The organism is Neorhizobium petrolearium (genome assembly GCF_017873175.1).
Taxonomy (GTDB): domain Bacteria; phylum Pseudomonadota; class Alphaproteobacteria; order Rhizobiales; family Rhizobiaceae; genus Neorhizobium; species Neorhizobium petrolearium.
Genome location: NZ_JAGGJW010000012.1, coordinates 128504 through 144424 on the forward strand (window position 1 = coordinate 128504; position 15921 = coordinate 144424).

A 15921-nucleotide genomic window follows, 5' to 3' on the forward strand; every position below is an offset into this window, starting at 1 on the left:
CCGATGTCGATCAATCTTCTCCAGCGGCACGTGCTCGAGGATCATATTTCCGGTTTCGAGACCGATCCCAATCCGAACCATCTGGCAGTCGTCCGGCGGCCGGTGATCTTCTCCGTACTTGCCCATGCCGGGCACGAAGCGGCTGTAGCGGAAGCCCTGAAGGCCGCGAGCGATCTTGCGCCGCGTTTCTGCGGTCCGTCGGAATGGCTGGCCGTATCACAGACCGTGGGAGCGGAGACGATTGGGGGCCTGCTGTCGAATATTCCGGGTGCTTCCTTTGCCGACCAGAGCGACGGAAAGGTGCTCATGACGATCTCCGGACCGAGTGTCAGAAAAATCCTGGCGAAATGCGTGGCCGTCGACCTGCATTCCGATGTCTTCGCGGAAGGCGATTCCGCCAATATGTTGTGCTGCCATGTTGCGGCAAATGTCGCCCGCACCGGTGCCGACACGTTCGAGATCATCGTGCCGCGCTCGTTTGCCGGCTCGGTTTTCGATGAACTTATGGAGATGGGGCGCGAGCATGCGCTGACGCGAGGCTTTTCCGACTAGCAATGGCGCGATCGGGACATTCGCTATGTCGGAAACGACAAATCCTGCTTCGCAGAACAGGCTATTGAGCCGATCCGAGAGCAACTAACCTCGCTGGAAATCGCCTTCCTGAACGGAGACAGTTTCCATGAAAAGTCATGCCCGGGTTGTCGTCATCGGCGGTGGTGTTGTCGGATGTTCGGTCCTTTATCACCTGACCAAGTTCGGTTGGAGCGACGTTGTTCTGGTCGAACGCTCCGAACTCACGTCCGGCTCCACCTGGCATGCTGCGGGCGGCATGCACACGATCAACGGCGATCCGAACGTCGCCAGGCTGCAGAAATACACGGTTGAACTCTATAAGGAGATTGAAGCCTATTCAGGCCAGGATATCGGGCTGCATATGACTTCCGGCCTGATGCTTGCCGCAACTCCCGAGCGCTTCGATTGGCTGAAATCGGTTCTCGCCAAGGGCAAATATAACGGCATGGAGGCGCATCTGCTCTCCGCCAGAGAAGCGCATGAGATGATGCCGCTCCTCGACCCGGACCAGTTCGTCGGAGCGGTCTTCGATCCGAACGAAGGCCATCTCGACCCCTACGGCACGACGCATGCCTATGCGAAATCGGCCCGCAAGAATGGCGCGGAAATCTATCTCCACACCAAGGTCGAGGAGCTGGTGCAGCTCCCCGACGGCACCTGGCGGGTGATCACCGACAAGGGCGAGATCCGCGCCGAGCATGTGGTGAATGCGGCCGGCCTCTGGGCGCGCGAAGTGGGGCGCATGGTCGGCCTTGAACTGCCGGTGCTTGCCATGGAGCACATGTATCTCCTCACGGAGGACATGCCGGAAGTCATCGAGTTCAACCGGACGACCGGCAGGGAACTCATGCATTGCGTCGATTTCGACGGCGAGATCTACATCCGCCAGGAACGCAACGGCATGCTGATGGGTACCTATGAGAAAGCCTGCCGGCCCTGGTCGCCGATCGAGACACCGTGGGATTTCGGCCATGAGCTTCTGCCCGAGGACCTGGAGCGCATCACCGGCGAGCTGGAAGTCGGCTTCCGGCATTTCCCCGCCTTCAACAATGCCGGCATCCGGAAAATCATCAACGGGCCGTTCACGTTCTCGCCGGATGGCAATCCGCTGGTCGGACCGGTGCGCGGCATGATGAATTTCTGGTCGGCCTGCGCGGTGATGGCAGGCTTCAGCCAGGGCGGTGGTGTCGGGCTGGCGCTCGCCAACTGGATCATCAACGGCGATCCCGGCTTCGACGTCTTCGCAATGGATGTCTGCCGCTACGGCGATCATGCGACGCTCGCCTATACCAATGCCAAGGTGCGCGAGAATTACTCCCGCCGGTTCTCGATCCGCTACCCGAACGAGGAACTGCCGGCGGCGCGGCCGCTATTGACGACACCGATCTACGACAGGCTGAAGGCTGCCGGCGCCGTTTTCGGCACGTCCTACGGGCTCGAGACACCGCTCTGGTTTGCTCCTCCGGGTCTGGAGGACAGGTTCTCCTGGCGCCGTTCTGCCGATTTCGAGACAGTCGGCCGCGAGGCGCGAGCGGTGCGGACAGGTGTGGGGTTGATGGAAACCTCCGGCTTTGCCAAATACGCGATCAGGGGTGAGGGGGCTCGCGATTGGCTCGATCAAATCCTTGCCGGAAAGATTCCGCCGACGGGGCGCATGACACTTACCCCCATGCTCAATGAGGCTGGCAAGCTGATCGGCGATTTCACCCTCGCCAATCTCGATGACGAAGAGTTTCTGCTGATCGGATCCGGCATTGCCGAGGACTATCACATGCGCTGGTTCGAGAACCATCTGCCGGACGATGGCTCGGCAGAGGTTGATGCCTTGAACCTCGGTCTCGTCGGTCTCTCCGTCGCCGGGCCGAAGGCGCGTGATGTATTGCAGAAGCTCACGCATCTCGACCTTTCGGGCACGGCCTTCCCCTTCATGGCAATCCGGGAGCTCGATCTCGGCATGGCGCCGGTGATCCTCGGCCGCGTCAGCTACGCCGGTGATCTCGGCTACGAAATCTGGATGAAGCCGGAATACCAGCGTTATCTCTTCGATCTCCTGATGGAGGCGGGGGCGGAATTCGGCATCACGCTTTTCGGACTGCGCGCGCTCAACGCGCTGCGATTGGAAAAATCCTTTGGAAGCTGGGCTCGGGAGTACCGGCCGCTCTATGGTCCGAAGGAAGCCGGCCTCGGCCGGTTCATCGCCTATGACAAGCCGGCGACCTTCATCGGCAAGACGGCGGCGCTCAAGGAAAAGGCCGAAGGTGGCGCGCTTCGCCTGGTGACCTTCACGGTGAAGGCGAAGGATGCGGACGTGATCGGCGATGAACCGATCTATTTCGACGGCAAGGTGCGCGGCTGGGTGACCTCCGGCGGTTATGCGCATGCTTCCGGCATATCTGTCGCCATGGGCTACGTGCCGAGGGAGATCGCCGGAGAAATCCACGGCTGGCAGATCGAGCTGCTCGGCGAGATCCTGCCGGCGACACTGCAACCGCGACCGCTCTTCGACCAAAACGGCGCGCGGATGCGCTCGTGATCCCTACATCCTTAGTCTAAGGTTAATAGAGGGGCGATCTTAAATTTCACAAAGCAAACAGTTTGGCTAATTTTTTGACAGAGTATGCCGGTTTTTTGGAATTTCTGATCTTCGCGGAGCCAGATTGTTGAGAAGTGCCGGGTTTTTGCCCGCCTCTCGGCTTTTTGTCTTCACATTTCTTACGAAACCGTTATGGAATGCGCCTAAGAACTCAAGAACCCGCAAGGGGCGTAAATACAAGAGGTGCGGCCATTCTAGGATCGCATCCAGGGGAAAGTATATGGAGTATTTTATCCAGCAGCTCATCAATGGGCTGACTCTTGGGTCCATCTATGGCCTCGTGGCAATCGGCTATACGATGGTTTATGGCATCATCGGCATGATCAACTTCGCCCATGGTGACATTTTCATGCTCGGGGGCTTTGCTGCTCTCATAGTCTTCCTGATTCTCACGTCCTTCTTCGCCGGCATTCCGGTGGCGCTGCTTCTGCTCGTCATGCTGATCGTCGGCATGCTGATGACGGGCCTGTGGAACTGGACGATCGAGCGTGTCGCCTATCGGCCGTTGCGCGGCTCGTTCCGGCTGGCGCCGTTGATCACCGCGATCGGCATGTCGATTACGCTGTCGAACTTCATCCAGGTGACACAGGGGCCGCGCAACAAGCCGATCCCGCAGCTCGTCACCGACGTTTACCATATCGGCGCGATTACCATTTCGCTGAAGCAGCTGATTATCGTGGCTGTCACGTCGGCTCTGCTCTTCGCCTTCTGGTACATCGTCAACAAGACGCCACTCGGTCGCGCCCAGCGCGCCACCGAGCAGGATCGCAAGATGGCCGCTCTTCTCGGCGTCGACGTCGACCGGACGATTTCGGTCACGTTCGTGATGGGGGCCGCACTCGCTGCCGTCGCCGGCAGCATGTACCTGATGTATTACGGCGTCTCGAATTTCAACGACGGCTTCATCCCGGGCGTCAAGGCCTTCACCGCGGCCGTGCTCGGCGGCATCGGTTCACTGCCGGGCGCTGTCCTCGGCGGTCTGATGATCGGCCTCATCGAATCCCTCTGGTCGGCCTATTTCACGATCGCCTACAAGGACGTCGCGACTTTCGTGATCCTCGCCTTCGTGCTGATCTTCAAGCCCACGGGCATTCTCGGCCGGCCGGAAGTGGAGAAGGTCTGATATGGCTGCCCCATCTGAAAACACTTCGTCCGGCCTGATGGTGAAGGCCGTCAGGGAAGGCATCTTCGCGGGAGTCATCGCCCTTGGCATGTTCATTCTCTATGTCGGCATAGAGACCTACCAGGACATCGACAATCGGCTCGTCTGGCGTACCCGCTGGGGATTGCTTGCGATCTTCGTGGCGGTCGCCGCGATCGGTCGCTTCCTCATGGTCGGCGTCATCAAGCCGCATTTGGATCGCCGCAAGCTCGCCAAGGCAAAGAGCGGCATCCTCGAAATCTCCGAGGAAAAGAGCTTTTTCCACAGGCACTTCCTCAAGATCGCGCTGATTGCGCTCCTGCTCTATCCGATGGCCTCGGTCTGGCTTTTCGGTACCCAGGGGTCGTTGAAATATGTCGACAACTTCGGCATCCAGATCCTCATCTACGTGATGCTTGCCTGGGGTCTCAACATTGTTGTGGGGCTCGCCGGCCTGCTCGATCTCGGCTATGTCGCCTTCTACGCTGTCGGCGCCTATTCCTATGCGCTTCTGTCGGCGCATCTCGGCCTGTCTTTCTGGGTGTTGTTGCCGCTTGCCGGCATCCTGGCTGCCCTATGGGGCGTTATCCTCGGCTTCCCAGTGTTGCGGCTGAGGGGCGACTATCTGGCGATCGTCACGCTCGCTTTCGGGGAGATCATCCGCCTCGTGCTCATCAACTGGACGGATGTGACCAGAGGCACGTTCGGCATTTCCGGCATCAAGAAGGCGTCGGTCTTCGGCATCTGGTCGTTCGATGTGGGTTCGCCGAACTACTTCCCCAAGGCTTTCGGTCTTGCCACCTCGTCCGCCTATTACAAGATCTTCCTCTTCTATGTGATCCTGGCACTCTGCCTGCTGACGGCCTATGTGACCATCCGTCTGCGCCGCATGCCGATCGGCCGCGCCTGGGAGGCGCTGCGCGAGGACGAGATCGCCTGCCGTTCCCTCGGCATCAATACGGTGACGACCAAGCTTACAGCCTTTGCGACCGGCGCGATGTTCGGCGGCTTCGCAGGCTCGTTCTTCGCCACCCGGCAGGGCTTCGTCTCTCCGGAAAGCTTCGTCTTCCTGGAATCGGCTGTCATCCTGGCGATCGTCGTGCTTGGCGGCATGGGCTCGCTCACCGGGATTGCCATTGCGGCCGTGGTGATGGTCGGCGGCACTGAACTCCTGCGCGAGATGGCATTCCTGAAACTCGTCTTTGGTCCGGATTTCACGCCTGAACTCTACCGCATGCTGCTCTTCGGACTTGCGATGGTCATCGTCATGCTCTTCAAGCCGCGCGGTTTCGTCGGTACCAGAGAGCCGACGGCCTTCCTCAAGGAGCGCAAGGTGGTTTCCGGCAGCTTTACGAAGGAGGGTCACGGCTGATGACCCCCGAGACGAACACGATGACTCCCACGATAACTGGCGACACCATCCTCAAGGTCGAGCACCTCTCGATGAAGTTTGGTGGTCTGATGGCTATCAACGACTTCTCCTTCGAGGCCAGGCGCGGTGATATCACAGCCCTGATCGGCCCCAATGGTGCCGGCAAGACGACCGTCTTCAACTGCATTACCGGCTTCTACAAGCCGACCATGGGTATGATCACGCTCAGGCAGGGGGATGGCCGCGAGCACCTTCTGGAGCGGCTCAAGGATTTCGAAATCACGAAGTCAGCGAAGGTCGCCCGCACCTTCCAGAACATCCGGTTGTTCTCGGGTCTTACGGTTCTGGAAAACCTGCTGGTCGCGCAGCACAACGTGCTGATGAAGGCATCCGGTTACACGATCCTCGGTCTGCTCGGCCTGCCGACTTACAAGAAGGCAGTCGGGGCGTCGATCGAGAAGGCGAAATACTGGCTGGACAAGGCCGATCTCACTGATCGCGCCGACGATCCGGCGGGGGATCTTCCCTACGGCGCCCAGCGCCGTCTGGAGATTGTCAGAGCCATGTGCACGGGCCCGGAACTGCTCTGCCTCGACGAACCGGCCGCCGGTCTCAATCCGCGCGAGTCCGCAGCGCTCAACACGCTTCTGCATTCGATCCGCAGCGAGGGTGTTTCGATCCTGCTCATCGAACACGACATGTCGGTGGTCATGGAAATCTCCGATCATGTGGTGGTGCTGGAATACGGCCAGAAGATATCCGACGGTACGCCGGACCATGTGAAGAACGACCCCAAGGTTATCGCCGCCTATCTCGGCGTCGAGGATGACGAGGTAGACGAGGTGATTGCGGTAGAGCTTGAGGGAGGGGACCGCTGATGGCCGGTGAATCCCTTCTGAAGGTCCAGGGTGTCGAGACCTATTACGGCAACATTCGCGCGCTGGCGGGTGTCGATGTCGAGGTCAACAAGGGCGAGATCGTCAGTCTGATCGGCGCCAACGGCGCCGGCAAGTCGACCCTGATGATGACGATCTGCGGCAGTCCGCAGGCCCGTAACGGACAGGTCATCTTCGATGGCGAAGACATCACCCGCCTTCCGACACATCTGATCGCTCGCAAGCGGATCGCGCAATCTCCGGAAGGCCGGCGCATTTTTCCGCGCATGACCGTTCTGGAAAATCTGCAGATGGGCGCGGGCCTCGATAACCTCAAATATTTCGCCGAGGACGTCGAGAAGATTTTTACGCTCTTCCCGCGCCTCAAAGAGCGCCAGAGCCAGCGCGGCGGTACGCTCTCGGGCGGCGAGCAGCAGATGTTGTCGATCGGGCGCGCGCTGATGGCGCGGCCGAAGCTGCTGCTGCTTGACGAGCCGTCGCTGGGCCTGGCGCCTCTCATCGTCAAAGGGATTTTCGAGGCGATCAAGAAGCTCAACCAGGAGGAGGGACTGACCGTCTTCCTCGTCGAGCAGAATGCATTCGCGGCACTCAAGCTTTCCGACCGGGCCTATGTCATGGTCAACGGCAAAGTAACGATGAGCGGGCCTGGCAGGGAGCTTCTCGCCAATCCGGAAGTGCGCGCCGCGTATCTCGAAGGCGGACGTCACTGACCGGGCCGCGAAGGGAGATTTGATATGCAGGGACTTTTCTTCGAAGACGATACCGGTGTCCGCTACGTCCTGCGCTTTCTCGTCATGCTGATCGGTTTCTGGACCGCCTGGCGTACCGGCAAGGCGGTCGCGGACGGCTGGAGCGGCCTGCCGACGGTGATCGTCTATACGCTCCTTCTCGGGGTCGTGATGCGTTTCATGCATTACGCGCTCTTCCAGGGGCCGTTCATCAGCGCCTTTTACTACGTGATCGACGTGGTGCTTCTCTCGATCTTCTCGATCGCCGGATTCCGCCTGCGCCGGACGCGCCAGATGGTGCAGAATTACTACTGGCTCTATGAGCCGACCTCCGCTTTTTCATGGAAGAAGAAAGATTGACAGGTGGAGTTTTCTGCCCTCAGATTGATTCAGGTCGAGCCTCAGACTGAAACCTAGAGTGGAACAATTTCCGGCACGGTCATGGTGGGTATTGTGCTGGCTTTTCAAACCAAACCCGCTTTAAGAAACTGGGAGTAAATCAATGAAGAAGTCTCTTCTTTCCGCTGTTGCGCTGACGGCCATGGTCGCTTTCAGCGGCAGCGCATGGGCCGATATCCTCGTCGGCGTCGGCGGACCGCTCACCGGCCCGAACGCCGCCTTCGGCGCGCAGCTGCAGAAGGGCGCCGAGCAGGCTGCTGCTGACATCAATGCCGCCGGCGGCATCAACGGGGAAAAGATCAAGATCGTTCTCGGTGACGACGTTTCCGACGCCAAGCAGGGCGTTTCGGTCGCCAACAAGTTCGTCGCTGACGGTGTGAAGTTCGTCGTCGGCCACTTCAACTCGGGCGTATCGATCCCGGCTTCTGAAGTCTATGCCGAAAACGGCATCATCCAGGTCACGCCGGCATCCACCAACCCGACCTTCACCGAGCGCGATCTTTGGAACACCTTCCGCACCTGCGGCCGTGACGACCAGCAGGGCGGGGTTGCCGGCAAGTACATCGCCGACAACTTCAAGGACGGCAAGGTCGCCGTTATCCATGACAAGACCCCATACGGTCAGGGCCTCGCCGACGAAACCAAGAAGGCGATGAACGCCGCCGGCGTCAAGGAAGTGCTCTACGAAGGCGTCACCACCGGCGACAAGGACTTCTCGGCTCTGATCGCCAAGATGAAGCAAGCCGGTGTCACGCTCGTCTACTGGGGCGGTCTGCACACCGAGGCGGGCCTCATCATGCGCCAGATGAAGGATCAGGGCATCAAGGCTCCGATGATGTCGGGTGATGGTATCGTTTCGAACGAGCTTGCCTCGATCGCTGGCGACGCCGTTGACGGCACGCTGATGACGTTCGCTCCCGACCCGCGCAAGAACCCGGCTGCCAAGGAGCTCGTCGAGAAGTTCCGCAAGGCTGGTTTCGAGCCGGAAGCCTATACGCTCTACTCCTACGCTGCTCTGCAGATCATCGCGGAAGCTGCCAAGAAGGCCGGTTCGACGGAAGGCGAGAAAGTCGCCGAGACCATGAAGTCTTCGGGTCCGTGGAAGACTGCGATCGGCGAGATCGGCTTCAACGAGAAGGGCGACATCACCCGTCCGGACTATGTCATGTACAAGTGGGGCAAGGGCGCCGACGGCAAGTACACCTATACCGAGATGTGATTTCGTTGCGGGGGCACCCGTACGAAAGAAGTCGCGGAAGCCCGGCATTGCCGGGCTTCCTTGCGTTTGGAACGGCTGCAGGCAGTCGGACGGTGATTGGGCATCGGGAACACATATAAAAGGTCGATGCTGCCGAGCGCATTCATCTGTTACCTCGGCGGGAGGAGGATATTCCCGTCGACATCAAACGCGAGGCCCATATACGGGGGGGCAATCGAAAATAAGCTGTTGGTACCGGACTTGGAAATTGCCGCCGTTGGTGCATATTAACAAATGTCATCCAACGGGGGAGATCAGGTTATGGATTTAAGTGCCATTATTGCCCAGATCATCGGCGGTGCAGTCGGCGGAACGGCAGGCGGAAAAATTCTGAAAGATTCTGACCTCGGTCAGATCGGGAATCTCATAGCTGGCGCAGTCGGAGGCGTTGGCGGCGGTTCTATCCTCGGCTCAATGCTTGGCGCCGGCGGCGCGGCGGCGGGAGGCATCGACATCGCGGCTCTTGCCGGCCAGTTCGTCGGCGGCGGTGTTTCCGGCCTTGTTGTTCAAATCATCGTTGGTCTGGTCATCAACAAGCTTTTCAAGAAAACCTGACTGCAGCGACACATCGAATGGCAGGGCAGGGAGGCAATCGTTCTGCTGCTTTCCCGTGATGTCGTCGCACGCAAGCTTTGATATCTGCGATATCTGCCTGCCCGGCGGGTACAATGGCCCCGCTATGTAATCATTTGGCCGGCGGCGTTTGCCTGGCCGTAGGCGTTCGTTTTTCACGGCGGACCGCTCGATCGTTCAGGCCGTCACGCCGACCGCTCTTCACCATGCAGGACATGGGCGGCCTTGACGGCAGCCGAGGCACGGTTCTCAACGCCGAGCTTCACATAGATCTGTTCGAGATGCTTGTTCACCGTGCGGGCCGAGAGGCCTAGGATATCGCCTATGTCGCGGTTCGATTTTCCCTTGGCGATCCACAGCAGGACTTCGGATTCGCGCTGGGTTATCGGGAAATGCTGGCGCAGCACCTCGTCGTCGGGGCGTCTGTTGCCGGCGGTCAGGCGGAAGAGGTGTTCGTCGGCGCCGATCGCCCCGAGGAAGGTGAATTGCAGGCTTGCCTGGCCGTTCTGATCCAGCGAGAAGGCGGCGTCGCGGGCAAAGCCCGGTCTATTGCGTTCCGCCATCCAGGCGGCGATGCGGCGGGAGACGATGTCGAGCCCGTCGTCGCTGCCGGTCGCGGCATTGACGAGCCGGGTCGCCTGCGGCGTCGACCAATGGATCGTTCCGTTGGCCTTCACGGCAAGCAGATGGCGACCGGCAGCGTCGAGCGCTACCCGGGCGCTCTGGGCTGAGCGGGCATTGGAAAGATGGACGCGGATACGGGCGCGCAATTCGTCGATATTGATCGGCTTCGTCAGGTAATCGACGCCGCCGGAATCGAGCGCATGCACCACATGCTCGGTCTCGGTGAGCCCGGTCATGAAGATCACCGGCACCTGCGCCACAGCAGCGTTTGTCTTAAGCTTGCGGCAGGTCTGGAAACCATCCATGCCGGGCATGACCGCATCGAGCAGGATGAGGTCCGGTGTGATGCGCTCGACGATGTTCAGCGCCGCCTGGCCAGACGTGGCAATCAGCACCGAGAAACCGGATCCTTCCAGTGCCTCGGTGAGGAAACCCAGCGCTTCGGGGCTGTCGTCCACCAGAAGGACGATATCGCGCGGCAGGACCGTCTCAGCCATCATTCGTCCTCTCTGCCTCCAGCCAGGTCAGGAATTTCATATAGCCGGCGAGATCAAAAGCCTGCATGTAGGCGCCAAGTTCCTCGGCGAAGGGGCGATGTTCCTCCTGCTTCGCGAGATCGGCGAGCTTTGCCTCGATGCCGCGCACGTAGCCGATTTCTCCGAGCCGCAAAAGGTCCTGCACATGGTTCGTCCCCGGACTTTTGATCGGTTTTTTCGGGCCGGCGGGAAGCGTGGGCGCCACCTCGTTCTCGTAGATCCAGACAAGACCGAGATGAGCGGCGAGCTTGTCTGCCAGCCGGCGGATATCGACGGGTTTGGCGATCGCGTCGCTATGGCCTTCGTCGCCGGTATTTGCACCGGAACCATCTCCGATATTGGCCGACAGCATGATGACAGGCGCGGTCTGGCCGATTTCGCGAAGCTTGCCGACGAGTTGCCAGCCACTCATGCCGGGCATCGAAATATCGACGAGATAGAGGTCCGGCGTCAGGCCCTCGATCAGCGTCAGGCAGTCCGGACCGCTGCCTGCGGTCAACACCACGAAATCCATCGGAACCAGCACTTCCCGCATCAGGTCGCGATGGTCCTCATTGTCGTCCACCACCATGATGGTGCGGCGAGGGCCGGTATAGGAGACGATCTTCTTTTCTGCCGCCGGCGCCGTATTCGGCCGCTCCACAGCCGACAGCATCAGCCGTACGCGGAAGGTCGAGCCCTCGTCCTTCTTGCTGCTCGCCGCAATCTCACCGCCGAGCGTATTGGTCAGGAGCTGGGTGATGGTAAGTCCGAGGCCAAGACCCGGCATGGGGCGGATGCTGTCGGCTTCGCCGCGCTGGAAGGGCTCATAGATACGGGCGAGGTCCTTCTCCGCGATGCCTCGGCCGGTATCGGAGATGGTAAAGGTCGCGACCTGGCTGCGATAGGCAACGTCGAAACGCACCTTGCCCTCGTCGGTGAACTTGATCGCGTTGGAGAGCAGGTTGACGAGAATCTGGCGCAGCCGCTTCTCGTCGGTGCGGACATACTGGGGTAGGGCACGGGAGCGTTGATGCTCGAATTCGAGCCCTTTGGCCTGCGCCTGCAGCCCGAACATTTCGACGATCTGGTCGAGAAAGTCCTGGATGTTGATTTCGTTGGAGTAAACCTGCAGGCGGCCTGCCTCGATCTTCGAAATGTCGAGCAGCCCGTCGATGAGGCCCGACAGATGGTCGGCAGAGCGCTTGATGACCTTGATCGCCGACTGGCGGGGAGCGGGGATCGTCTCGTCCCGCTCGAGGATCTGGGCATAGCCCAATACGGCGTTGAGCGGCGTGCGCAGTTCATGTGAGAGGCCGACGACATAGCGGCTCTTGGCGCGGTTGGCGGATTCCGCTGTTTCCTTTGCCTCTTGAAGAGCGGCATCGGTCTTCTTGTGGGCGGCAATTTCCTTGAGCAGCAAGGTGTTCTGGCGAGAGGATTCCTCTTCCGCTACGACACGGCTGTCATGGGCGAGCACGTAGAACCAGGAGACGATGCCGGCAATGATGGCGAAAACGAAGAAGACGATCAGCACCGTTCCCAGGATCACTTCGGCGTTGGCGGGCGCGGCCCGGCTCACCTGATAGGCGATCATGGCAAGGATCGCCCCGATCATCGAGATCGAGATGATGGCCGTCATGGCATAACGACCGAGGCGGGTCGTAAGACGCGTAATGACGCTCTCCGGCAGGAAGGAGCGGGCAACGGTACCCACCTGCGTGTTCAGCCGGGCGTTCGGCTTGCACATGTCGTGACAGCGGCTGTCAAGAGAGCAGCAGAGTGAGCAGATCGGTGCGGCATAGGCCGGACACCAGGCCATGTCTTCCGGCTCAAATGGATGTTCACAGATGGAGCAGGTGATCGAGCCGAGGCTTTTCCAGCTCTGGCGCGGTTTGCGGGCAAGATAGAATTGGCCGCGCGTTGCGAAGGCGATTGCGGGCGAGATCACGAAGGCGATCAACGTCACGTAAGTGGCAAGCGAAGCCATCAGCGGCCCGAACAGGCCGAAATGGGCGGCAAGTGCTACGCTGGCCGAGCCCAACATCGCGCCCAGCCCGACGGGGTTCACATCATAGAGGTGGGCGCGCTTGAATTCTATGCCAGGTGGAGCAAGGCCGAGCGGCTTGTTGATGAACAGGTCGGCCGAGATCGTGCAGAGCCAGGACATGGCGATGATCGAGAAGATGCCGAGGGTAGCTTCCAGCAGACGATAGATGCCGAGTTCCATCAGCAGCAGCGCAATCGCCACGTTGAAGACCAGCCAGACGACGCGGCCGGGATGGCTATGAGTGAGCCGCGAGAAGAAATTTGACCAGGCGAGCGAGCCAGCATAGGCATTCATCACGTTGATCTTGAGCTGCGAGACGACCACGAAGGCGGCCATCAAGAGAAGTGCCGCCGTCTCGTTCGGGATCATGTAGCCGAAGGCGGCGAGATACATATGGGCCGGATCGGCGGCCTCGCCGATCGGAACGCCGGTCGACAATGTCAACACGGCGAGGAACGAGCCTGCCAGAAGTTTCGGCACGCCGACCACGACCCAGCCGGGGCCGGCCAGGAAGATCGCCAGCCGATGGCGCCATTTGCGCAGGCCCTCCGGCGGCAGGAAGCGAAGGAAGTCCACCTGCTCACCGATCTGCGGCATCAGCGCCAGGATGACCGCAGATGCCGCGCCGAATTCGATGAGGTCGAAGGGAGCCACGCCACCCGCCTCGGCGTTCGAATGATGGATGCCGGCAAAGGCGCGCCAGAGATCGAATTTCTCCCAGTCAAGCAAGGCGATGAACACGAAGGGGAGGATATTCAGCACGATCCAGAAGGGCTGTGTCAGGAGTTGAAACCGCGAGATCAGCCGAACGCCGTAGATGACAAGCGGAATTACTACCGCAGCGCTGATGATATACCCGATCCAGGGCGGAATGCCGAAGGCGAGATCCAGCGCGCCGGTCATGATCGAGGCCTCGATCGCGAACAGCATGAAGGTGAAGCTCGCATAAATCAACGAGGTGATGGTCGAACCGATATAGCCGAAGCCGGCACCGCGGGTCAGAAGATCGATATCGACGCCGTGGCGGATGGCGTAGCGGCTGATCGGCAGGCCGATGACCAGCATGGCGACGGCGGCCGCGACGATCGCGAAAAAGGCGTTCGTCGTACCGTAGGAGAGGGTGATCGTGCCGCCGATCGCTTCGAGCGCCAGGAAGGAGATCGCGCCAATGGCGGTCTGGGAAATGCGGCTCGACGAAAAGCGGCGGGCGCTCTTGGCGGTGAAACGCAGTGCATAATCCTCAAGCGTCTGGTTGGCGACCCAACGGTTGTATTCGCGCCGGACGGGGATGATGCGTTGTCGCGCTGCCATGCCTAATTTCTAGCACCCAAAAGAGAAAGATCATCGAATGGGCACTTTCGGCTGCAGCGCGGCGTTTTGCAAGCATGCTTTCGCAGGTGCGAAGTGTTGGCGCGAATTCATTCGTGTGTTTCGCCGTTTGTGACAGAGATGCGCTGCTTCAACAGGCACGCCCTGACAGAGCGTTCCTTCTGCCACACGTCCGGTAATAATGTTCCAAGCTGCCACAACTGCGACACAGATGCTTGCAAGCTGGAACATGACGTCCCATGTCAAGTAACGTGCCAAAGCGGAAAAAGGCGTGATGGCAAATGCCTTGCCCGCCCCAGATCAACCTTTCTTATCAGGCGCTTCACAAGTGAAACCGTCATCTCCTACAATCCCTGAACCTGAACAAAGCTTCGGTACGACCGGTATCGCCCCGATGGGTCGTCCCAGTGCAATCACCCGCTTCTTCATGGCGGTCGTCGCCTGGGCGGAGCGATTGAATTTCAAATATGCCAAGCTCGGTAACCCGCCGGTTTATGACAATGCGACCTTCCCCTGGGCGGCCGAAATCGAGAAGGCGGCGCCTGCTATCCGCGCGGAGCTCGACCGAATTCTGGTCCGCAAGGACGAATTGCCGACCTTCCAGGACATTTCCACCGATGTGAAGACGATTTCGACCGACAGGGGCTGGAAGACGTTCTTCCTCCTCGGCTTCGGGGTGAGGTCAGAGCAGAACATCCAGGCATGCCCCGAGACCTGGAAAGCGATGCAGAAGATTCCGGGCCTGACGACCGTGATGTTCTCGATCTTCGAGCCGGGGAAACACCTGCCGGCGCATCGCGGACCTTATAACGGCGTGTTGCGCCTCCATCTCGGTCTCATCGTGCCGGAGCCGCGCGACAAGCTGGCGATCCGAGTGAAGGATCAGATTTGCCACTGGGAGGAGGGCAAGGTCCTGATCTTCGACGATGCCTACGAGCACGAGGCCTGGAACCACACGGACAAGACCCGGGTCGTGCTTTTCGTCGACTTCGTCAAGCCGCTGAAATTCCCGGCAAGGTTCGTCAATTGGCTGCTCATGCACATGGCTATCTTCACACCCTTCATCAAGGAAGGGCTGGATAACCATAAGGAATGGGAAAAGAAGTTCTATGCGCAGGCGGAAGCCTGGCGAAACCGTCCCGAGGCGAAGGGCTGACAGCCCGTATTGTGTGCAGAAGGGAGGTGTCTCCCCTCTCGGGGTGGTCGTCCTGACAGAGGGCGGCTTTCTCGTTTCGACGGCCCGCGTTCACATCATCAGCGGCAAGAGCGTTGCGACAAGCAACAGGCCCATGACGATATTGAACCATTTGAGACGCATCGGATCGGTGAGGAAGGTGCGGAGGGCCATGCCGAAGCCCGCCCAGACCGCCACGCTCGGCAGGTTGACGATGGCGATCACGAGCGTAATCGCGAGCACCGACACGAAGGGGCTTTCGTCGCTGGCATAGGCCGCCATGGCTGTGAGCGCGGCAACCCAGGCCTTCGGATTGACCCACTGGAAGGCGGCGGATTCCAGGAAGGTCAACGGCCTTGAGGCTGCTGTTTCGCCGCTTGCCACGGCGCGCGACATGGCGATCCGCCAGGCCAGATAAAGAAGATATGCGGAGCCGGCAATCTTGAGCAAAAGGCCGACCGGCGGATAGGCGTGAATGGCGGAGCCGAGCCCGAAACCGACTGCCAGCAGCACCGAAGACAAGCCGATCGTAATGCCGAATATCTGAGGCAGCGTGCGCCAGAATCCGAAATTGGTGCCAGAGGTAAGCAGCATGAAATTGCTCGGTCCGGGCGACACGGAGCCGACAAAAGAAAACAGGGCGATGGCAAGAATGGTCTGGTAGGTCATGACAACAGGCTCCCCCACGCAGGGAGG

General features: G+C 60.1%; 13 protein-coding genes. 10 read left to right on the plus strand and 3 right to left on the minus strand.

The features are described from left to right. The first annotated feature begins 3 nt into the window (after nt 1-3). The 9 genes from J2046_RS22570 (at nt 4) to J2046_RS22610 (ending at nt 9515) form a co-directional block, all read left to right on the plus strand. On the plus strand, nt 4-552 hold the full coding sequence (locus J2046_RS22570; RefSeq protein ID WP_210055758.1) for a sarcosine oxidase subunit gamma: 549 nt from the start codon (nt 4-6) through the stop codon (nt 550-552). Nucleotides 553-679: 127 nt separating this feature from the next. After that, nucleotides 680-3106 carry a GcvT family protein gene (locus J2046_RS22575; RefSeq protein WP_210055759.1) on the plus strand — a complete coding sequence of 809 codons (2427 nt, stop codon included), beginning with the start codon at nt 680-682 and terminating at the stop codon, nt 3104-3106. A gap of 280 nt (nt 3107-3386) precedes the next feature. Further along, nucleotides 3387-4289, plus strand: coding sequence for a branched-chain amino acid ABC transporter permease (locus tag J2046_RS22580; RefSeq protein ID WP_037149214.1), 903 nt, complete (start codon nt 3387-3389; stop codon nt 4287-4289). A 1-nt stretch (nt 4290) separates the two neighbouring features. Further along, nucleotides 4291-5679 carry a high-affinity branched-chain amino acid ABC transporter permease LivM gene (gene livM, locus J2046_RS22585; RefSeq protein WP_210055760.1) on the plus strand — a complete coding sequence of 463 codons (1389 nt, stop codon included), beginning with the start codon at nt 4291-4293 and terminating at the stop codon, nt 5677-5679. Beyond that, nucleotides 5679-6557 (plus strand): ABC transporter ATP-binding protein, encoded by an 879-nt coding sequence (locus tag J2046_RS22590; RefSeq protein WP_210055761.1) that lies wholly within the window; start codon nt 5679-5681, stop codon nt 6555-6557. The genes livM and J2046_RS22590 overlap by 1 nt, the downstream gene beginning before the upstream one ends. Then, nucleotides 6557-7285, plus strand: coding sequence for an ABC transporter ATP-binding protein (locus J2046_RS22595; RefSeq protein ID WP_037149222.1), 729 nt, complete (start codon nt 6557-6559; stop codon nt 7283-7285). Before J2046_RS22590 ends, J2046_RS22595 begins: the two co-directional genes overlap by 1 nt. 24 nt (nt 7286-7309) lie before the next feature. Continuing rightward, entirely contained in the window at nt 7310-7663 is a 354-nt protein-coding gene (locus J2046_RS22600; protein WP_037149225.1) for a DUF6867 family protein, read from the plus strand. A 142-nt stretch (nt 7664-7805) separates the two neighbouring features. Next, complete coding sequence (locus J2046_RS22605) at nt 7806-8921, plus strand: branched-chain amino acid ABC transporter substrate-binding protein (RefSeq protein ID WP_037149228.1); 1116 nt, start codon at nt 7806-7808, stop codon at nt 8919-8921. 300 nt (nt 8922-9221) lie between these two features. After that, nucleotides 9222-9515 carry a hypothetical protein gene (locus tag J2046_RS22610; protein WP_210055762.1) on the plus strand — a complete coding sequence of 98 codons (294 nt, stop codon included), beginning with the start codon at nt 9222-9224 and terminating at the stop codon, nt 9513-9515. A gap of 203 nt (nt 9516-9718) precedes the next feature. Here J2046_RS22610 and J2046_RS22615 read toward each other — a convergent pair whose 3' ends face one another. Then, the gene (locus J2046_RS22615) at nt 9719-10654 is read right to left on the minus strand and encodes a response regulator transcription factor (protein ID WP_210055763.1); all 936 of its coding nucleotides are present in this window, start codon (nt 10652-10654) and stop codon (nt 9719-9721) included. After that, a complete protein-coding gene (locus J2046_RS22620; RefSeq protein ID WP_210055765.1) occupies nt 10647-14033 on the minus strand; it encodes a hybrid sensor histidine kinase/response regulator in 3387 nt (1128 codons plus the stop codon). Before J2046_RS22620 ends, J2046_RS22615 begins: the two co-directional genes overlap by 8 nt. Before the next feature lie 346 nt (nt 14034-14379). Here J2046_RS22620 and olsC point away from each other — a divergent pair, with 346 nt between their 5' ends. Further along, nucleotides 14380-15207 (plus strand): ornithine lipid ester-linked acyl 2-hydroxylase OlsC, encoded by an 828-nt coding sequence (gene olsC, locus J2046_RS22625; protein WP_459213537.1) that lies wholly within the window; start codon nt 14380-14382, stop codon nt 15205-15207. A 90-nt stretch (nt 15208-15297) separates the two neighbouring features. On the opposite strand, the gene J2046_RS22630 is transcribed toward olsC, so the two are convergent. After that, on the minus strand, nt 15298-15894 hold the full coding sequence (locus J2046_RS22630; protein WP_210055769.1) for a LysE family translocator: 597 nt from the start codon (nt 15892-15894) through the stop codon (nt 15298-15300). Nucleotides 15895-15921 lie beyond the last annotated feature (27 nt).